Below are 20614 nucleotides of genomic sequence, written 5' to 3'. Positions count from 1 at the left end.
TTTTTACAAAAAAACTCTGTATACTTGAGTAGAGATTTCTCAAAAGTTCAGCATATTTCAATTTTTGATATTAATCAAACAACAAAGAATTGCTTTTATTTTTGATAATTCACTAAACTTAAAAAAACATTATATGGAGGAGAAAACTATTGTATGTATTTCGTGCTATTACAAGGGTTACGATTTCATGGACGAAATGAAAGCACTCGGTAATAAAATAATCTTAATTACATCAGAAAACCTTAAAGAAAAAAACTGGCCCTGGCATGCTATTGAAGAAACCTTCTATATGCCGGAATTAAAACCCTCAGTATGGAATCTTGAGCATTTAATTCAGGGATTTTCACATCTGATGAAAACCCGAAAAGTAGATGCTGTAGTAGCTCTTGATGATTACGATGTGGAGAAAGCTGCCCTGATCAGAGAAACATTTCGTATTCCGGGGATGGGACAGACTACCCACCGGTATTTCAGAGATAAACTGGCTATGAGGCAGAAAGCGAAAGATTCAGGAATCAGTATTCCTGAGTTTACCGCGGTCTTCAATGATAATGAGGTGAATAGCTTTGCAGAAAGGGTTCCTGCTCCCTGGGTATTGAAACCACGGTCAGAAGCTTCAGCATCGGGAATTAAGAAGCTTACCTCCAAAGAGCAGCTTCATGAAGCTTTAGGTCTTCTTGGGGAAGAGCGTCACCTTTTTTTACTGGAAAGCTTTAAGCCCGGAGATGTTTATCATGTAGACAGCCTTACTTTTAATAAAGAAATAGTATTTACCTCAGCTTCAAAATATCTGGCTCCTCCTATGCAGGTTTCTCATGAAGGAGGCGTGTTCAGGTCTAAAACCTTAGGAAGATATTCAGAAGAATTTAAAGCTCTTGAAGAGATCAATGCCAGAGTTCTCACCAATTTCGGACTGCTCAATGGGGCAACCCATACAGAGTTTATCCGGGGAAAAGAAAACGGAAAATGGTACTTCCTGGAAACATCTTCCAGGGTAGGTGGAGCACACATTCCCGATTTGGTGGAAGCATCAAGCAATATTAATATCTGGCGAGAGTGGGCCAAAATTGAGGATGCTCTTTTAAGGGGTAAATCTTATACCATTTCTCCTCCTGCAGAGTATTATGCGGGATTAATCATTGCTTTGATTAAAGATAAGGAACCGGATTACAGTAATTTTGAATGTGAAGAGGTCGTGAAGTTTCTGCCGATAGATCATCACGTTGGAATTGTTTACAAATCCAAGGATTCTGCTATCATACAGGAAAAACTGGATAGTGCTGCCGATAAGATCCAGGCAGAAATGCTCAATATTTTACCGCCAAAAGTAAGAAGCTGAGCCATTAAAACATAATTATTAAAGAAAAATTTATCAATGCCTCATATAGAACATACGGAGTATTATTCAAATATACTGGGAATAAGCCTTAAAGTGGAAGTGACCGGACATTACGGACATCCTATCATTATGTTTCCAACTTCTCAGGGACAATATACCCAAAACCATGATTTTCATCTCAATGGAAGTATCAACTGGTTTGTAGAACAGGGAAAAGTAAAATTGTATAATATCCAGACTATCGACGGCTGGAGCTTTTATGATGAAAGTATTTCGCCACAGCAGAGAATAAGAAATTATGAACGCTATGTACAGTTCCTCATTAAAGAATTTGTCCCCTACATTCAGAAACTCCATAAAACCCATCGGGTAGCAGTAGCCGGAGCCAGCTTCGGAGGCTATCACGCGGCTAACTTTGCCTTTAGGTTTCCTGATGTAGTCTCTCATCTTTTCTGTCTTTCGGGAGCTTTCAGCATAAGAAATTTTATGGATGGGTATTCTGATGATTTGGTTTACTTCAACTGCCCAAGAGAGTTTATAAAAAATGATGAGGCCTGGAAATATAAACATATGCATATTGTCCTCAGCACTTCCGATCAGGATATCTGTAAAGACAAGAATATTGAAATGGCAGAAATCCTAAGGGTAAAAGGCATAGACTTCTGGTATGATGAAAGAAAATGGATAGGACATGACTGGCCGTTATGGAGAATGGTCTTTCCTACATTTATAAGTGCTTATTTCTCTTAAATAACGATTTATAAACCACAAAGCTGTAACATTTAAGTTTTTAAAAACTTTCACCCTTCCTGAATATCACAAATACGTAGTGATTCACCTTATCCGAGAGGTGTCCAATCAAAGATTTAACAGGTTCGTTTTAGGAATGATAAATAGTAAAAAATATATACCAATAAAAAAACAAAAATTATGACAAAAAAAGTAGGAATTCTATTCGGCATGGAAGATACATTCCCTTGGGCATTCATAGACAAGGTCAATGAACTGGGTGGCGGAGAGATTGTAGCCGAACCTGTAACCATTGATAAACTGGAGCAAGGAGCAGATTATGGGTATGCAGTGATTATCGACAGAATTTCACAAGATGTTCCTTTTTACAGAGCTTACCTGAAAAATGCCGCACTTAACGGGACGTACGTAATCAACAATCCGTTCTGGTGGAGTGCCGATGAAAAATTTTTCAACAATGCCCTGATGACCAAATTGGGAATCCCCCTTCCAAAGACTGTTTTGCTGCCTTCCCATGAAAGGCCTTCCGACACTTCGGAAACCTCATTCAGAAACCTTAAGTTTCCTCATGACTGGGAATATATCTTTAACTATGTGGGCTTCCCAGCCTATATGAAACCTCACGATGGTGGCGGCTGGAAAAGTGTATATAGAGTTGAAAACCCTGATGACCTTTGGAATAAACTGGGTGAAACGGAACAGCTGGTAATGATGGTTCAGGAGGAAATCATTTTCGAAGATTATTACAGGGTATACTGTCTGGGAAGAAAATATGTTCACATCATGCCTTATGAGCCCAGAAATGCACCCCATTTGAGATATGCCACCACTCATCAGACTGAGGGTGAAGAGCTGAAAAAACTATTAAAAACCATTCACGATTATACCATCAAGATGAATGAAGCGCTAGGGTATGATTTCAACACAGTAGAGTTTGCGGTAAGAGACGGCATTCCTTATGCTATTGATTTCTGCAATCCGGCTCCGGACGCAGACAGAAATTCTGTAGGAGAAGAAAATTTTGCCTGGATTATAGAACATGCAGCAAAACTGGCTGTAGAAAAAGCTAAAGAATATGTTCCGGGGAAACCTAATATTACCTGGGGAACCTTTGTGAAGGATTCAATCAAATAACATTGAAAAAGAAATAAAAAAACACAAGAAAATGCATCAATTTACTATTGGAATCGAAGAAGAATATCAGATCATTGATGTTGAAAGCAGGGATCTTATTTCTCACGTTTCAAAAATCATTGAAGGTGGCAAAGCCGTTTTAAGTGAAAATTTAAAACACGAAATGCACGAATCCATGATTGAAATGGAAACGGGGATCTGTCAGAATATCCAGGAAGCGAGGGCCGAACTGACGAATTTAAGACGGCATTTGATCAATACCGCTCATGAACAGGGATTGCGGGTATCCGGAGGAGGCACACATCCTTTCTCACATTGGTCAGAAAACACCATCACGCAGGGAGAAAGGTATATCAAAATTGTTGATGATATGGGAGATGTTGCCCGTGAAAACCTTATTTTTGGCCTGCATGTACATATTGGAATTCCTAACCGTGAAGAAGGAGTAAGAATACAGAATGTCATGCGTTATTTTCTTCCCCATGTTTACGCTCTTTCTACCAATTCACCCTTCTGGATCGGACGAAACACAGGTTTTAAATCTTACAGACAGGAAATTTTTGTCAAGTTTCCAAGAACAGGTATTCCCAGTTATTTTAATTCTTTAGGAGAGTTTGACAGTTATGTAGATCTTCTGATCAAAACCGGAACCATTGATAATGCCAAGAAAATATGGTGGGACTTAAGGGTTCATCCATTTTACCCTACCATAGAATTCAGAATCTGTGATATGCCCTTAAGGATTGACGAAACAGTCTGCCTTGCTGCCATTATGCAGTGCCTTGTTGCTAAGATTTACAAGCTCCATCAGCTGAATTTAAGTTTCAGAAGCTATAGAAGGCTGCTTTTGAATGAAAATAAATGGAGGGCTTCCAAAAGTGGTATTGACGCACATCTGATTGATTTTGGAAAAGAAGAATCTGTTCCGTATCCTCATCTTTTAAAAGAACTTTTAGAATTTATAGATGATGTAGTAGATGATTTAGGATGCAGGAATGAAGTTGAATATGCCTGGACGATTCTGGAAAACGGAACCGGTGCAGACAGACAGCTTCAAATATTTAAGGAAACAGGAGATCTGACGAAAGTAGTAGATTATATGATCTCTGAAACAGAATATGGAATCACACACGGCCAGCCTGCTTCATAATATTTTTGGTAACTTTACAAAAAATATGATGTAATGAAAGATATTCGAATCGCTCTGCTGGATATGAATAACAACCATGTTAATCAAGGCTTTAGGAACATAAAAGAAATTTCTGAAGCATTCCAACAGAATTCTGAAGAAAATGTAGTTATTAAAACATTTGATATTAGGTTTAAAGATGAAATGCCGGAAATTGGAGATTTTGATATCTTCATTTCTTCGGGTGGTCCCGGTAATCCACACAGAGAAGGTTTAGAGTGGGAAAACAGGTTTGCGCTATTTCTAGACGCCATTTTTGAGCATAATCAGTATAATGAAGATAAAAAATACCTGTTCCTGATCTGTCATTCATTTCAGCTGGCAAGTATTCATTGGAATCTGGGCAATATCTGCAAAAGAAAATCCTACTCTTTCGGAGTCATGCCTGTTCACAAAACAAAAGAAGGCAAAGAGGAGTTTTTATTTAAAAATCTTCAGGATCCTTTTTATGCAGTAGACTCCAGAGCCTATCAGTTTATTGAGCCAGATCATAAGCGTTTTGAAAAATTGGGTATGAAAATCGTTGCTATAGAAAAATCCCGTCCCCATATCAATTTAGAAAGGGCCATAATGGCTATCCGCTTTTCAGATGAAATATTCGGAACCCAGTTTCACCCTGAAGCCAGTCCTGAAGCTTTGATAGAAAATCTGAAAGATGATAAAAACAAAGAAGCCATGATCGAAAACTTCGGAATGGAAAAATATCTTGAAACAATGGATAGAATAGATGATGAAGATAAAATCATCCTAACCAGAAACCAGGTCCTTCCAAGGTTCCTTCAGTTTGCAAAAAAAAACATTTTGAAAAAGGCTGAATCTTTAGCTTAAAAATTGTGAACAACATGCATGTGAACTCACATTAAGTAGCTAAACCATACATAAATCGGGCATACATGCTCGATTTTTTTAACATCACAAAAGAAAAAATATGATCCCAAAATACAGAAAACAGTTTAATGAGGAATATTCTCAAGAAAAATACCGGCAGCTCAAAGATATCTTAAAAGAAAAAGGCGGTGTAGAACCTGGCTTCAGGATTTCAGAAAGCCCGATTATTCTTTCCAAAGAATTTGAAACAAAACTTCTTGAGGCCACTGAAAGCATCATCAGCCAGATCAATACACTTCCGGCGGAAACTCTGAGAAAAGCTATTCCTGAGAACTGCAGGGTTCCTAATGATACCAACAGGCCTCATTTTTTCACTATAGATTTTGGAGTGTGCAGAGGTGAAAATGGAAAAATAGTACCTCAGCTGATTGAGCTGCAGGCATTTCCTTCACTCTATGCTTTTCAGAAAACTTTTGAGGATGCATTTTGTGAAGTCTACCCTTTTCTTTCGGAGATCAGAAACCCAATGCCTCACGAAACCTTTAAAAGTCTCCTGAAGGAACTGATCGTAGGTGATGAAAACCCTGAAAATGTAATCCTATTGGAAATTTTTCCCGAAAAACAGAAAACAGCAATAGATTTTGCTTTAACAGAAAAGTTACTGGGTATTAAAACCGTCTGTCTGACAAAAGTAAAAAAGGACGGCAAAAAACTATACTATGAGAACAATGGAAAACTGGTTCAGATCAAAAGAATCTATAATCGGGTTATTTTTGATGAGCTGGACAGAATTCCCAATCTCACCACAGAATTTGACTTCCGTGAAGACGTGGAAGTACAATGGATTACACACCCCAACTGGTTCTTTAAAATATCAAAATACCTTCTTCCGCTGCTACAACATCAGTATGTTCCCAAAAGCTATTTTTTACATGAATTTCCCCAACATGAAAACCTTGAAGATTTTGTATTGAAGCCTTTATTTTCATTCGCAGGAAGTGGGGTGAATCTGAACCCAACAAAGGAGGTTACGGAGGCTATTGAAGATAAAGAAAACTATATTCTGCAGAGAAAAGTAAGCTATGAACCTATTTTTGAAGATATCAACGGTGAATTTTCAAAAGCAGAGATCCGGTTATTGTATATTTGGAGAGAAAATGATGAACGCCCTATTCTGCTGGAAAATCTGGGAAGAATGACCAAAGCGGCAATGGTGAATGTAGACTTCAACAAGAAAGATGCTATTTGGATTGGAAGTTCCAATGCTTTTTTTGCCTTAGACTAATTTATTTTTTATCAATTTTGCAACTCAAAACTCAATCACTCCACCTTAGAATAACTCCACTCAATGAATGTAAAAACCTTTGAAGAGCTGATGTTTCAATCACTTGGACTGGTCTGCTCAGCTATTGAAGAAGATCCCGAATGCAAAGATTACTCAGGTTTTAATTGTACAGTAAATCATTTGAAAATAAAATTTCGTATTTCCAAAATAACACCTACCAAAACAGGGCAGTTTGTAACCATTTGGAAGAGGAATGAAAAGGGAGAAACAACCCCTTTTGAACTGAGTGATAATTTTGATTTTTATATGGTTGCAGCTTTTAAAGACTCTCTTTCGGGAATATTTATTTTTCCAAAAAAGGTTCTGTCAGAAAAAGGAATCCTATCTGATGGAAAAAAAACCGGTAAACGGGGAATCAGGGTATATCCTGGTTGGGATATCACAGAAAGTAAACAGGCAAAAAAAACTCAGGAATGGCAGACAAAATATTTCATCGGATTTTCTGATGATAAAAATAAAATGCTTCAGCAAGCTAAGCTCCTGTTGAATATTTAATTCAATTTTAGTGCAGATAAAGCATTTCTGCTTTGTCAACTTTATTTAGGACGGGACATTATAAAAACAAAAGCCTCCGAAAGATTCGAAGGCTTTATTAAAAAACAGATAGTAATCTATTTAAAAGTTATTATTATCTTCCAGTAATTCTCGTGCCTGATATTCCTGTACAAGGTCAATCGCATTAGAAATTACATCGCTTAAAGCTGTAATAAACGTTCCTTCTTCAGCCATTCCCATGGCATGCTTCAACGCTTCAATTTCCTTTGGAATAATCTCATAACTTACGTCTTTACCGGCTTCATTAATCCCGTCTATAATAAGCCCGTTAATCTCATCTTCCGTTCTTCCACGAAGGTGTTTTTCATTACGGATGATAATATAATCGAACATTCTTCCGGCAATCTTTCCACACTCCCTGATATCGCTATCCCGTCTGTCTCCAACCCCAGAAATAATGCCTATTTTCTTGGTAGATTCAACATTCTTCAGATAATCTTCAATAGCTTCGTAGCCTGAAGGGTTATGGGCAAAATCAATCAGAACTTTAAAGTTTTTGAATTTAAAGACATTCAGCCTTCCCGGAGTAAGCTGTGCACTCGGAATAAATGTTCGTAAAGAATTGGAGATATCTTCAATTCCAAACCCGTGAAGATAACTCGCCAAACTCGCGGCCAATACATTTTCAATCATGAATCTGGCTTTTCCTTCCATGGTAATAGGAAAGTCTTTCGCTTTTCCTATCCTGATCTTCCAGTCGCCTTTTTTGATCGTTACAAAACCTTCTTCATATACACAGGTAATTCTTCCTTCTTTCGCAAACTTAACGATATGGGGATTGTTCTCATTCATACTGAAAATAGCCACATTACAGTCCAGATCATTAACGATCTTCATGGAGTATTCGTTATCAGCATTAAGAACGCTCCAGCCACTTTTCTTTACACTGTCCAGAACGACTCTTTTTACTTTGGTAAGATCTCTTAAGTTATGAACATCATTCATTCCCAAGTGATCTTCCTCAATATTGGTCAATACTCCTATATCACATTGTGAAAAGCCTAATCCGGAACGCAGGATACCCCCTCTGGCAGTTTCAAGAACGGCAAATTCTACAGTAGGATCTTTTAAAATAAATTCTGCAGAAAGCGGCCCTGTAGTATCTCCTTTTGTAAGCATGGTATTCTGGATATAAATACCGTCTGAAGTAGTGAAACCTACCCTATGGCCATTGCTTTTAACAATATGTGAAATCAGCCTGGTCGTTGTTGTCTTTCCATTGGTTCCTGTTACAGCAATGATCGGAATTGTAGAAGGTTTTCCCTGTGGATACAGCATATCCACTACCGGAGCCGCGACATTTCTTGGCAATCCCTCACTCGGAGCCAAATGCATTCTGAACCCGGGAGCTGCATTTACTTCTATAATAGCACCACCGCTCTCCTTTAAAGGCTGGGTCAGGTTTTCCGCCATAATATCAATACCACATACATCTAAGCCTATGATTTTAGATATTCTTTCGGCCATTGTGATATTTTCCGGGTGCACCATATCGGTAACATCTATTGAAGTTCCTCCCGTTGACAGGTTTGCCGTTGATTTCAGATACACCACTTCTCCTCTTTGAGGTACTGTTTCAAGGGTATACTGAAGCTTTTCCAGCAATTCCAAAGTATCTTTATCTACCTCTATTTCAGTAAGTACGTTTTCATGGCCATATCCTCTTCTTGGATCTTTATTTTCTTTTTCAATAAGTTCATGAAGGTTCAGCTCGCCGTCTCCCACCACATGGGCGGGAACCCTTCTTGCTGCCGCAACCATTTTATTATCTATAACCAGCACTCTGAAATCATACCCTGTAATATATTTTTCAACAATTACTTTTTTAGAATATTTCTGAGCATGCTCCAATCCTATTTTAGCAGATTCCCAATCGTTTACGTTAATTGATGATCCTTTTCCGTGATTCCCATCCAGGGGTTTCAAAACGATAGGATAACCTATTTTTTTGATCACAGCATTTAAATCCTCTTCATCAACGACAAGATCTCCGATAGGAACAGGAATGGCAGCATCATGAAGCATTCTCTTAGTGAGTTCTTTATTACATGCAATATCTACAGCAATGGAACTTGTTTTCCCTGTAATAGTCGCCTGGAATCTCTGTTGATTCACCCCATATCCCAGCTGCACCAAAGAATTGGTTCCCAGTCTGATCCACGGGATTTTTCTGGAAACTGCTTCTTCAACAATACTTCCGGTGGAGGGACCGAGCCGGACACGCTCTCTGATCTCTTTTAGTTTATGAATACAGGCATTGATATCATAGTCTTTCCCTTCTATTAGGGCTAAAGCAATTTTCACAGCTTCTTCAGCAGCATAAATTCCTGCATTCTCCTCAATATAGTTGAATACCACATTATATATTCCCGGAGTTTTGGTTTCACGGGTCCTCCCGAAGCCAACATCCATACCGGCCAGCGTTTGGATCTCCAAAGCAATATGCTCTATCACATGCCCCATCCAGGTTCCCGTTTCCACTCTATGGAAAAAACCTCCTTCCACTCCTTCTGAGCATCTGTGAGTCATCAACGATGGGATTAATTTTTCAATCCTTTCCCTGAATCCTTCTATTTTATTGGTAGGATAATTCTCCATTTCTTCGAGGTCTAACCTCATCTGTATCAGTTTCTTTCTTCTGATACTCCAGATATTAGGACCACGCAGTGCCTGAATCTTTTCGATTTTCATAGTCTATTGGCATTTTAACAGTTAACAATAACTCCTTTTATAGCCAAAGATAATGTAAAACCCTAAACGAAACTATAGCAGATTTAAAGATTTATTAAAAAAAAATTAATTTCTCTTCACATTTTTAAAACATTAAAAATCAACTAAAGATGGCACGAATTTCGCCAAATAATGTTAATTATTTTTTAATTTTGTACCATGACGAAACCTGTTGGAAAATTAATAGTTATCGGAGGCGCTGTAAACAAAGGAAGTTTTGCGGAAACCGATTATGATCAGAACATCGAGAAGAACCTTAATTTTTTTGAGCGAGGAATTTTAAGAAAGATTATTAATGAATCAAAACTGAAGGAAGATTCTGTTATCGAGGTTGTAACAACAGCCTCTCAAATTCCTCAGATCGTAGGAACAGAATACAAAAAAGCATTTGAGTTTCTAGGTGCCAGAAATGTCAATATTCTGGATATCCACAACCGCGAAGAAGCGAATTCTGATGCCATGGTTGCAAGAGCCAATGCTGCAGATGTAATGATGTTTACCGGTGGAGACCAGTTGAGACTTACTTCTATTCTTGGAGGAACAAGATTTCACGACACTATTTTATTAAAATACCAGGAACAGGATTTCATTTATTCCGGAACTTCCGCAGGAGCAGCTGCTGCTTCTGAAAATATGATCTATCAGGGAAGCAGTTCTGAAGCTCTGTTAAAAGGAGAAATCAAAACAACACAAGGCTTAGGATTAATTGATAATGTTATCATTGATACTCATTTTGTACAGCGAGGCAGAATCGGGCGCCTTTTCCAGGCTGTGGTTAATAATCCGAGAACATTGGGAATCGGACTAGGTGAAGATACAGGACTTTTCATCCATAATGATGTAATGACTGCTGTAGGCTCCGGTCTTGTTATTTTAGTTGACGGCAGATTCATCAAAGACACCAACCTTACGAATATTAATTTAGGAGAACCTATCTCTATTGATAATTTAACGGTACATGTAATGTCTATGAACGATCATTATGATCTTACTACGAAAACACTGACTATTGAAAATTCTCAGTTTAACCCTATTCCACAGGATAAATAATCTAAAAATTATTCAAAAGTAATTCCTATTTTAGTTAAAAAATAAAGCTAAATGGCAGAAGGAAAAATTGAAGAATTTATAGATCTCCTTTTGGAGGGCTATGACGTTGCCAATAAACAGGAAATCATTTCAAACTGTTCTTTTGCTTATACAAACCCAGCTCAGTATATAGCCGATAATGAAGCGGAATGGGTAATTGAAAGTGATGAAGACGGTGCTTTTGAGTTTTCAGTTACTAACGAATTGTTTTCTTTTCTGATCCGTGGTGACAAAATAGATGAAATACACGAGCTCATTGATGAAAGCCTTAACAATATCATCGGAGATTTTCCAATGGGAGTAAAATATGTATCAGATTATTTTGCGTGGCTGCAGCCCAGGCTTGATCAGGAAAATCCTCCATTGGAAATTATTGAGCTCGCAGACAGTTATTCTGATGAATTACAGCTGATGATTGTAGAAAAGCATAATGTAGAAAATATTTCAAAGCTTTGTCAGGAATTAAGGGTTCATTTTAGAAGGACTACAGTGCCTTATTAACCTTTTCCAGACAAATAATAATTTAAAAAGTAAAAACTAAACTTTATTTATGAAGCTCATTATCCACGGTGGTTTTTTTTCGGAAAGCGATCAAAGCCATGAAGTAAAGACCGCAAAACAGGAATCTTTAAAAGAAATAGCCAAAAAAGCATTTGAATACCTTCAGACTCATTCGGCCTTTGATACAGTAGCCTATGCCGTTTCTCTTCTGGAGGATGATCCTTTGTACAATGCGGGAATCGGTTCACAAATTCAGAGTGATGGTGTTATTCGTATGAGTGCAGCTATTATGAACGGGGATACCCAGAAATTAAGTGGCGTCATCAACCTTCAGGATGTAAAAAATCCCATACTCGTTGCCAAAGATCTGATTGGGGAAGATGACCGTGTTTTAGGAGGGAAAGGAGCAAAGATCTATGCTACAGAGCATGGTTTTGAACACTTTTCTACAGAAATCCCACAAAGAAGGAAAGAATATGAAGCCAAGCTCAGCAATGGTGGAAAAGGAACAGTAGGCTGTGTAGCCATTGATAAAGAAGGGAAATTAGCCGCCGCTACTTCCACTGGCGGAAAAGGGTTCGAAATTCCGGGAAGAATTTCAGATTCTGCCACTGTGGCCGGAAATTATGCCAATTCATTCTGTGCAGTAAGCTGTACGGGTGTGGGAGAAGATATTGTAAGCAATGCCACTGCCACAAAAATTGTAACAAGGGTTACTGACGGTATGAGCCTTGAAAAAGCCTTTCAAAAAACTTTTGATGAGCTTAAAACTATTGATGGATTTGCGGGAGCCATTGCTATAGACAACAATGGAAATATCTATCATCAGGATTCCTATCCTACTATGGTTTTTGCAAGTTTCGATGGTGAAGATTTTGAAGTCTTCTTTTAATTTTAACATTTTTTTATCATTGTATTTATTTTTTTGGCACGTATTTTACATACTTATTAATAACAAATTTTAATATTAACACTTTAAAAATAGAAATCATGGGAAACAAAACAAAAGGCATATTAGCTTTATTAGGATTAGGAGCTTTAGCTTACTGGAAATATAAGAATTCAACTCCTGAAGATCAACAAGCTGTAAAAGATAAAATCAATACAGCAAAAGATAATCTTAACAAATGGGGAAATGACCTTAAAAGTAAAGCCAATGACGTTGCTTCTCAGGTTCAGAGTAAAGTGGATGAAGCTAAAACAAAAGCTGAAGATACTTTAAGCTAAGAAAATAGAAAGTAGTTTTTTTAACATTCATATATAGAAAAAGCCATCGTAATTATTGCGATGGCTTTTTGATGGTCATTGTCCCGCCCTAAAATAAGTTGGTTTTCTGTCAACCTATTTTAGGACGACTCACATATTTCAAGATCAGGCGTAAAATTGGGTGGTTTCTCTTTAACGCAAAGTTCTATTTTTATTATGTTTGATTTTAAGTGTGCTAAGAAATGAATTGATTGGAAATCGATTTTGATGAAGCTAACTTTTTATATTGCTTATTCAGCGACAAAGTAGCCTTTCTTTGCTTCCTTAAAATAGAATATCCGAATTATTAACCGGTTATTTTTTCTGAGCCATCAATGCATATACCAATGGTATTTTATTTCCAAACTGGGGAATTCTCCATTTTCCTTTTTCAAATTCTTCTACATGCCTGAAACATGGATATGGTGACCAGTCAAATTCCTGAAATATTTTCAGTTCTATATCTTTTTTAATCAAATTATCCAGAACTTCTGCCAGGGAATGATTCCACATGACATATTCCTGTACAATAGGTGCCGACTGATCTGCATAAGTACCTTCATAGGTTTCTACAATTGGTTTTTCATTGAAATAATTGTAGGCTACTTTTGTAAAGTCATCATCAAACATCCAAACTACTGGATGAAACTCCGCCATAATAAACTGACCGCCAGGCTTCAGAAAATGACTGACTACCCCTGCCCATTTTTCCAGATCAGGAAGCCATCCTATAGTTCCGTAACTTGTATAAACAATATCAAATTGCCTATCCAAAACATCCGGTAAATTATAAACATCTGAGCAGATAAATTCCGTATCGGTTTCACATTGCTGAGCCAAATTGATTGCTGCTTCAATTGCTTTATCCGACAAATCAATTCCTGTCACTTTTGCCCCCATTCTTGAAAGCGAAATAGAATCCTGTCCAAAATGACACTGTAAGTGCAAAATACTCTTTCCTTGTATATCTCCCAGAAGCTCCAGTTCTATTGAATTGAGTGAACTTCTGCCATTTAAAAATTCATCTACAAAGTAAAAATCCGACTTCAAATGCGGATCTACTTTGGCATTCCATGAGTTTTTATTGATTTCTAAGTAATTTTCCATGATTGTTTTTCTTTAAGTAGTAAGCCCGGTTCGCTATTTTTCAAGCAATTTTTTCTTTTGCTCCAGAAATTCTTCCTCGCTTAAGACTCCGGATTCTTTTAATCTTCCTAATTGTTCGAGTTGGTCTAAAACATTAGGTTCAGATTTGTTCTGAAAAGTTTCTTCAGGACGAGATATGAACTCTCTTACTTTTTCACAAAACAGCTCAGCATGGTACTTTCCTACTCCATCAATCTCTACGATATCATCTGTAACCTGAATATCTATGGAAGCCAGTAAGAATGCTGTTTCATATTGTATGGAACTTATTTTGCTGTAAGAAAAGTCTTCTACTTTCAATCCGTACATGAATTCCTTATCCACAAAAATCAATCTTCTGTCTGTGGCTACTAAAATAATATGATGATTGTTTAATTTGTTTCTGCCTTCAACAAGATAGACAATTTTTTCATCTGCCAAAAGGATCTCCGGCAGTTCATGAATTTCTTTTCGGGCAAATATGGTAGGACTGATATCCAGCTTCTTAAGCTCATCCCTTATTTCGTCAAGTCTTGATTTTTCACTCATAGCATTAGTTTATGGAGCTAAATTACTATTTCTTAGTAATAAAAAATTTAATTCAATAAAAGTATTAGTCTTCTCCAGGTATCACAACGGAAGTGTGCAGGCAGTACATCTTCCATCCTAAGGTTTCATACAATAGTTTTCCTTCTTCTGTAGCCACTAATAAATTATTTGAAAATCCCTTTGATAGAGCTATTTTCTCAAGTTCTTTCAGTAAAAAAGTAGCAAGTCCTTTCCTTTGGTGATTTTTTTCGGTAATAATCCTGTCATAAACCGCAATATTATCTATAAGAGAGATACGGCCTATAGAAGCCTGCTCGCCATTTTCTGCTACAATTCTGACAACAAAAGTAGTGTTGTACTCAGAAAACTCCAGGTAATATCCTTCTGCAAGACTGATTTCCGGAAAATTCATCGGGTGAAAACAGGTCATCATATATCCCTGTGACTGCAGTTTCCATCTTTCAGGGATTTTCTCTATAAATTCATCAGGAGAAGTGGATACTTTCAGATAAATCCAAGGCTCATCAATTGAATTTGCAAGTTGGAAAAAATCATCATTAAGCTGAGGAAATACAAAACGTTCTTTTTGTTTTTCATCGCCTACAATCACCCTGAATCCTGATGTATATGGTACAGGAAAAGACACTTCTCTTGATAAACACCATCCTTTAAGCCATTTTTCTACTATTGATACTTTATCCTTCATGATTCAGTGTTAAAAGTTTTATTTTAATTGTTCCAGCAGTTTCTTTTTCTGTTCTGCAAATTCTGCATCGGTTAAGATTCCGTTTTCTCTCAGTTTTCCTAATTTTTCAAGCTGATCAAAAACTTCTTCTGATGAAACTGAAACACCTTTTACAGTATCAATTTGTTTCGAAGACTGTTCCTTAGGATTATTATAAATAGTTTTTATCTTGTCGTAGAATTTCTCTGCATCATCTTTATCCATAAAACATTCAAACTCTACCACTCTTTCATCAAGATGTAATTTAATAATTGGCGATCTTGGATCTGTTACAAAACTTACAGCGTTGATAATTTCGTTAGGATACTCATTGATTTTTGCTGCCCCGAACATGGCTTTTGATACAGAAATCAATCTCATGGGTGTTGCTACCAATATCCCGGCTGCCAATGTATTGACAAACTGAGCATCTGTAATCGCGATTATTTTTTCATCTTCAGAAATCAAGTAAGGAAGTTCTTTGATTTCTCCTTTGGTAAACATGGAGAGGCTGGCATTCAGCATTTCCAGCTCATGCTTTATTTTTTGATGTCTGCGTTTATAAACCTCTTTTGAGATTTGACGGGACCCGGAATCTATAGCTGCAGGAAGATTCTGTTCTGTAACTGCCAATATCTGAGTCTTTTCTTTTTTCCCGGTGTGCAGCATTTCATTAATATCATCAATGCTGAATGCATTAAGCTTGTAAAGCAATTCGTCATTGATATTACTTGCATTATTTAAACATTTATTGCATAAAACATTGCCATCCGAGAGTTTATTAGCCCCCAAGAGCGTATCCATGGATGTTAATTCTGTATTACACAATGCACAATTATTGCTCATTTCTTTTTCTTTTATAATTTATCAAGCAGTTTTTTCTTTTGTTCTGCAAACTCTTCATCTGTCAAAATTCCTCTTTCTCTGAGCTTACCCAATTTTTCCAGCTGCTCAAGAATAGCTCCGGAATCTCCTTTATCAGTAGAATATACATTTTCCTGTACCAGATCCGGAATAGTTTGAGTAAATGCCTGTAATGACGTTGAATCCTGTCTGAATTTATTTTCAATATAAGCCATACTCCTGCTTTGAACATCTGAAAATGCCCTTCCGTCACTTTTGTTGTGTAATTTAAATTCTGCAGAAGCCCCTTTAATATTTATTTTCAGAATAGAATACAGAAGATTTTCAGTATGTTCAATAGAAACAATCTCATGAAGAGGAAACTCATTCCTGACTACTCCACCCAAAATCTTTTTATCAATAAAAACAACTCTTCTTGGCGTTGCAAAAACAATTCCTTCGCGTTTATTTTGGAGGTATATACATTCTGCAATTGCCAGAAGATTTTCATTCTGATCCAGCACAGTATCCAATGCATTGACTTCTTCATTGGCCAAGACACTTAGCCTTGCATTAAGAGCCACTATCTGATCTTTAATCTGATCCAGCCTGGTAGGGGCATCATATTCGTAATGGCTGCTTCCTGTATATTGGGATCCTCCCGGATTCTGACTGCCCTCAATTTTACTTTTCAGAAACATTCCTGTAATTTCCGCAAAATAAAACTGATCAAGAGTATTGATAAGGTCTCTATTGATATTAATGGCTTTAGTAAGGCATCCTGCACACAAATAACCACCGTCTGCCAGTTTATTTTTACCTACAGACAGATCTTTTTCCGTAAGCGGCGTACCGCACAATGCGCAAATAGTATTCATTTGGTTTTTAGGTTTAAAAGTTTTTTATGAATACAGGGTATCATTTCACCCTGCTTTTATAACATCGACTCCAAATTACAAATTCTGAACCGATATTAAAGGTCAAAAGTATTTAAATCTTAGCATCCATCAAACAAATCAACCACAAAAATTGCTTTTGTGGTTGATTTGTTTTTAATATATGTCTAATATTATTATCCTAAAAACTCTTCTAAAGAAACCGTTTTCTGTTCCCCAGCTTCAAGGTTTTTGAAAGTAACAGTATTATTTTTAATCTCTTCTTCTCCAAGGAAAACAAGGTTTTTAATACCTTTCTTTTCAGCATAAGTAAACTGCTTGTTGAGTTTTGCACTTTCAGGATACAGCTCCGCTGAAATTCCTTTTGCTCTTAGCTGTATAATTAGTTTTAGAGCTTCTGTTACTTCTTCACCACCAAAATTGGCAAATAAATATTCTATTTTAGAAGAAGCTTCTTCAGGAAAAAGGTTCAGTTCTTCCATGACCAGATAGATTCTGTCCAACCCAAATGAAATCCCTATTCCCGGAATATTTTTAACTCCAAAAACTTCTGTAAGGTTGTCATATCTACCTCCTCCTCCAATAGATCCCATAGCCACTTCATCCGCTTTCACTTCGAAAATAGCTCCGGTGTAATAATCCAATCCTCTTGCCAATGTAATATTGAATACAAGATTCTGCATATTAACACCAAGGTTCAGAGATTGCGTAAGAACATATTCCAACTCTTCCACCCCTTTCAGTCCTATTTCATTGCCTGCAAATTTCTCCTTAAGCTGAAGAAGGTTTTCCAGCGCATCATCAGACTGACTAAACAGAAAATCCAGTTTATCAATAGAATCCTGAGAAATCTCTCTTTCCAGCAATTCTGTAACCACCCCTCCTTTTCCAATTTTATCAAGCTTATCTAAAGCTACCGTAAAATCAATCAGTTTATCTGTAATCCCAGCATATTCAGCTAATCCCGAAAGAATCTTTCTATTGTTCATGTGAATAGTTACAGAAACTCCAAGATCAGCGAATGATTTTAAATACAGCTGAACCAGTTCTACCTCCTGCAATAAACTTTCACTTCCTACTACATCGGCATCACACTGGTAAAACTCTCTGAATCTTCCTTTCTGAGGTCTGTCTGCTCTCCAAACCGGCTGGATTTGAGAACGTTTGAACGGGAATGTCAGTTTGCCATGATTCATGGCTACAAATCTTGCAAAAGGTACGGTAAGGTCATAACGAAGGGCTTTATCAGTAAGATATTCCGAATTAAAGGATTTATCCAATGCTTTTTGAAAATCATGAAGCATCAGCTCTTTTTTATCTTCTTTTGCTTCATTGATGCTTGAATTTAAAATTTTAAAGATCAACCGATCGCCTTCTTCTCCGTACTTTCCCGTTAAGGTAGAAAGATTTTCAAAACTTGGAGTTTCCAATGGCTGAAATCCGAATAATTCAAAATTATTCTGTAAAATACTGATGATATATTTTCTTCTGGAAACTTCCTGTGCTGTAAAATCTCTTGTTCCTTTTGCTAAACTTGGCTTCATTTCTAGTATGTCATTTTGATAGTTGCAAAAATAAGGAATTGCTATGACTTTACACAGCATAAAAAAGCCGGAGAAGTAACCTTCCCCGGCTTTTGTTGTTATTTGATTATTTATGCTGAAAAATCAGACACTTTCAAGGATTTCCAGTATTTCTTCGCCATAATTTTCAATCTTATGTTTCCCGAATCCTTTAATCTCGAGCAGTTCCTCTTTTTTAGCGGGTTTATACTTGGCTACAGAAATTAATTCTTTGTTACTCGCTATAAAGTAAGTAGGCAGATTCTGTTCTCTGGCTTTCTCAGATCTCCAAAGTTTCAGAGCATTCAGAATTTGTTCTTCATCAGTATTCAAAAAATCGTTTTCGGCAGAGTATTTTACCACTTTTGGTTCTTTCACCGTATTTTTCGCCATTTTCAAGGCTTCAAAATACAATATAACAGACCAATAACATTCATCATTTACAAAAGCCGTTTCCACTTTTATAATTTCATTCACTTCCAGAAAATCATCAAGCATTTTCTGATCTTTGTAGAGAAATTCTTCAGGAAGTCTTATTTTAAAAACTTTTACTTTCATCATTTGCATTTTTAGAATTATTTACCTCCTAACAAAAGGATTTCGTCTACACGAATCTCTGTAATGTACCTTTTTACGCCGTCTTTATCGTCATATGATCTGTACATCAATTTTCCTTCAATAGCTATTTCTTTTCCTTTGGGAACATATTTTTCCATAATTTCTGCTACTTTCCCAAATGCAATCAGATTGTGCCATTGTGTTTCTTCTACTTTTTCACCTTTGGCATTGGTGTAATGATCGCTGGTAGCTAAAGATACGCTGGCTTTTACGTTTCCATTGTCGAAGTTTACCATTTCAACTTCTTTACCTGTGTAACCAATAAGTGTTACTTTGTTTCTTAGTGACATAACTTTTATATTTTAAAGATTAATAAATTAGATAAGAGACGTTCACTGCTTTCTCAAATCTCTGTTGCAAAGATTGCGATGTCACCACAAGCCAGTCGGTTATAAACTATTTAAATTCACTTGTAGTCGTTTGCTGTCGGATAAGTTATATCTTTTCACATTCGATAATGCTTTTGGCTTCTGTTCCGATTGAAATAAGCTGATTACACTGCAATCCTGCTTTTTCAATCAGTTCTTTAAATTCATTCAATGTTCTTTCCCGACCGGTAATACAAGCCATCATCACAATATCAAGAAGTTTGGCTGGGTGTGGTTTATTTTGAGAATCATCGGGAATAACAGCATCTATAATTAATAGTTTTGCTCCTTTAGACATAGCCTCGCAACATATTTTTAAAATCTGTATACATTCATCATCGTTCCAATCATGGATAATCCATTTCATGGTATACAGGTCAGCCCCTGCCGGAACTTTATCAAAGAAGCTTCCTGTAGCTACAGAACACCTTGCTTTTAGGTTTTCGGGAATGAGCTGAGTGGTATTTTCGATTACATGTGCTTCATCAAAAATAATCCCGGAACTCCCGGGAGTCGCATTTAAGATTGCATACATCATTATCCCGTTTCCCCCTCCAATATCTACAATCTTTTTGTATGGACTAAAATCATAGGTCTTAATAATTCCTGAGAGCTCCATATTGGAAAGCCCTGTCATTCCTCTGCCAAAATTGGCGCCTAATTCCGGATATTCTCTATAATACTCCCAGAGATTCATTCCATGAACATGTTCAAAAGGAATCTTTCCGGTTTGGACACAATAAGTAAGTTCCATAAAACCTGGAAAATGTTCTCTTAAATTAGCCAGCACAAAATCTTTTACAGTCCCGGGAACTCCTGTTAGCAGAGTGGCTCCAAAATCATTTAATCGAAAGGTTTTATTTTCCAGCTCTTCAAAAATCCCAACACTGCTCAAAGCTCTCATAATCCGGTACAGCTGTTTTTCCTGCGAATTTGTTTCTTTTGCTAATGAAGAGATTGTTTGAGGACCAGCTTCCAGATGGTCTGCAATATTCAGTTCTGCGGCCGTCTTTATACAGCCGGTAATCCACATCCCTCCTAACATTTCAAACATCTTCTCAGTAAATGCTGGTTTAATAAATTGTTTTTTCATGGTGATTTTCTTTAGATTTAATTTAACATATTACTTTATGATTGTATATAATTCAATAATACGTGAATTTAGTCATTTTAATTAAAATTTAATATAAAGTACTGGCAGTTTAAGGTTACAATCAGAAAAAG

21 protein-coding genes are annotated in these 20614 nt (G+C 36.8%); 11 read left to right on the top strand and 10 right to left on the bottom strand.

From position 1 onward, the window contains the following. Nucleotides 1-133 precede the first annotated feature (133 nt). The 7 genes from MP478_RS06500 (at nucleotide 134) to MP478_RS06470 (ending at nucleotide 7080) form a co-directional block, all read left to right on the top strand. Nucleotides 134-1339: an acetyl-CoA carboxylase biotin carboxylase subunit family protein gene (locus MP478_RS06500; RefSeq protein WP_257199968.1), complete on the top strand. Its 1206-nt coding sequence runs from the start codon at nucleotides 134-136 to the stop codon at nucleotides 1337-1339. Between the two features lie 36 nt (nucleotides 1340-1375). Next, the gene (locus MP478_RS06495) at nucleotides 1376-2089 is read left to right on the top strand and encodes an alpha/beta hydrolase-fold protein (RefSeq protein WP_257188972.1); all 714 of its coding nucleotides are present in this window, start codon (nucleotides 1376-1378) and stop codon (nucleotides 2087-2089) included. Nucleotides 2090-2269: 180 nt separating this feature from the next. Next, the gene (locus MP478_RS06490; RefSeq protein WP_230035232.1) at nucleotides 2270-3223 is read left to right on the top strand and encodes a RimK family alpha-L-glutamate ligase; all 954 of its coding nucleotides are present in this window, start codon (nucleotides 2270-2272) and stop codon (nucleotides 3221-3223) included. 31 nt (nucleotides 3224-3254) lie between these two features. After that, nucleotides 3255-4373 carry a carboxylate-amine ligase gene (locus tag MP478_RS06485; protein ID WP_230035230.1) on the top strand — a complete coding sequence of 373 codons (1119 nt, stop codon included), beginning with the start codon at nucleotides 3255-3257 and terminating at the stop codon, nucleotides 4371-4373. Nucleotides 4374-4406: 33 nt separating this feature from the next. Further along, complete coding sequence (locus tag MP478_RS06480; RefSeq protein ID WP_257188973.1) at nucleotides 4407-5240, top strand: type 1 glutamine amidotransferase; 834 nt, start codon at nucleotides 4407-4409, stop codon at nucleotides 5238-5240. Between the two features lie 100 nt (nucleotides 5241-5340). Further along, entirely contained in the window at nucleotides 5341-6525 is a 1185-nt protein-coding gene (locus MP478_RS06475; protein WP_257199967.1) for a hypothetical protein, read from the top strand. A 63-nt stretch (nucleotides 6526-6588) separates the two neighbouring features. Then, nucleotides 6589-7080 carry a MepB family protein gene (locus tag MP478_RS06470; protein WP_257188975.1) on the top strand — a complete coding sequence of 164 codons (492 nt, stop codon included), beginning with the start codon at nucleotides 6589-6591 and terminating at the stop codon, nucleotides 7078-7080. 120 nt (nucleotides 7081-7200) lie between these two features. On the opposite strand, the gene cphA is transcribed toward MP478_RS06470, so the two are convergent. Further along, nucleotides 7201-9831, bottom strand: coding sequence for a cyanophycin synthetase (gene cphA, locus MP478_RS06465; protein WP_257188976.1), 2631 nt, complete (start codon nucleotides 9829-9831; stop codon nucleotides 7201-7203). A 198-nt stretch (nucleotides 9832-10029) separates the two neighbouring features. Between cphA and MP478_RS06460 the strand changes: the two genes are divergently transcribed. The 4 genes from MP478_RS06460 to MP478_RS06445 all read left to right on the top strand — a co-directional run bounded on the left by MP478_RS06460 (nucleotide 10030) and on the right by MP478_RS06445 (nucleotide 12687). Continuing rightward, complete coding sequence (locus MP478_RS06460; RefSeq protein ID WP_230035220.1) at nucleotides 10030-10920, top strand: cyanophycinase; 891 nt, start codon at nucleotides 10030-10032, stop codon at nucleotides 10918-10920. 51 nt (nucleotides 10921-10971) lie between these two features. Then, nucleotides 10972-11460 (top strand): hypothetical protein, encoded by a 489-nt coding sequence (locus MP478_RS06455; RefSeq protein WP_257188977.1) that lies wholly within the window; start codon nucleotides 10972-10974, stop codon nucleotides 11458-11460. 49 nt (nucleotides 11461-11509) lie between these two features. Then, complete coding sequence (locus MP478_RS06450) at nucleotides 11510-12352, top strand: isoaspartyl peptidase/L-asparaginase (RefSeq protein WP_257199966.1); 843 nt, start codon at nucleotides 11510-11512, stop codon at nucleotides 12350-12352. A gap of 98 nt (nucleotides 12353-12450) precedes the next feature. Then, nucleotides 12451-12687, top strand: a complete 237-nt coding sequence (locus MP478_RS06445; protein WP_257188979.1) for a YtxH domain-containing protein — start codon at nucleotides 12451-12453, stop codon at nucleotides 12685-12687. A gap of 333 nt (nucleotides 12688-13020) precedes the next feature. On the opposite strand, the gene MP478_RS06440 is transcribed toward MP478_RS06445, so the two are convergent. From MP478_RS06440 to MP478_RS06400, 9 genes are all read right to left on the bottom strand, one after another. After that, nucleotides 13021-13812: a bifunctional 2-polyprenyl-6-hydroxyphenol methylase/3-demethylubiquinol 3-O-methyltransferase UbiG gene (locus MP478_RS06440; RefSeq protein WP_257188980.1), complete on the bottom strand. Its 792-nt coding sequence runs from the start codon at nucleotides 13810-13812 to the stop codon at nucleotides 13021-13023. Nucleotides 13813-13845: 33 nt separating this feature from the next. Next, complete coding sequence (locus MP478_RS06435) at nucleotides 13846-14379, bottom strand: PH domain-containing protein (RefSeq protein ID WP_257188981.1); 534 nt, start codon at nucleotides 14377-14379, stop codon at nucleotides 13846-13848. A 64-nt stretch (nucleotides 14380-14443) separates the two neighbouring features. Beyond that, nucleotides 14444-15085 carry a GNAT family N-acetyltransferase gene (locus tag MP478_RS06430; RefSeq protein WP_257199965.1) on the bottom strand — a complete coding sequence of 214 codons (642 nt, stop codon included), beginning with the start codon at nucleotides 15083-15085 and terminating at the stop codon, nucleotides 14444-14446. A gap of 18 nt (nucleotides 15086-15103) precedes the next feature. Further along, complete coding sequence (locus tag MP478_RS06425; protein ID WP_257199964.1) at nucleotides 15104-15949, bottom strand: PH domain-containing protein; 846 nt, start codon at nucleotides 15947-15949, stop codon at nucleotides 15104-15106. Nucleotides 15950-15960: 11 nt separating this feature from the next. Beyond that, on the bottom strand, nucleotides 15961-16824 hold the full coding sequence (locus MP478_RS06420; protein WP_257199963.1) for a PH domain-containing protein: 864 nt from the start codon (nucleotides 16822-16824) through the stop codon (nucleotides 15961-15963). Between the two features lie 194 nt (nucleotides 16825-17018). Beyond that, nucleotides 17019-18386: a histidine--tRNA ligase gene (gene hisS / locus MP478_RS06415; RefSeq protein ID WP_257199962.1), complete on the bottom strand. Its 1368-nt coding sequence runs from the start codon at nucleotides 18384-18386 to the stop codon at nucleotides 17019-17021. Nucleotides 18387-18509: 123 nt separating this feature from the next. After that, nucleotides 18510-18965: an HRDC domain-containing protein gene (locus MP478_RS06410; RefSeq protein ID WP_257199961.1), complete on the bottom strand. Its 456-nt coding sequence runs from the start codon at nucleotides 18963-18965 to the stop codon at nucleotides 18510-18512. A 14-nt stretch (nucleotides 18966-18979) separates the two neighbouring features. Further along, nucleotides 18980-19312 (bottom strand): single-stranded DNA-binding protein, encoded by a 333-nt coding sequence (locus MP478_RS06405; protein ID WP_047491066.1) that lies wholly within the window; start codon nucleotides 19310-19312, stop codon nucleotides 18980-18982. A 145-nt stretch (nucleotides 19313-19457) separates the two neighbouring features. Beyond that, nucleotides 19458-20483 carry a methyltransferase gene (locus MP478_RS06400; protein ID WP_257199960.1) on the bottom strand — a complete coding sequence of 342 codons (1026 nt, stop codon included), beginning with the start codon at nucleotides 20481-20483 and terminating at the stop codon, nucleotides 19458-19460. Between the last annotated feature and the right edge of the window lie 131 nt (nucleotides 20484-20614).

This window comes from Chryseobacterium sp. WG14 (assembly GCF_024586945.1).
Classification (GTDB): domain Bacteria; phylum Bacteroidota; class Bacteroidia; order Flavobacteriales; family Weeksellaceae; genus Chryseobacterium.
This window is presented reverse-complemented; position numbering and strand designations above follow the sequence as displayed.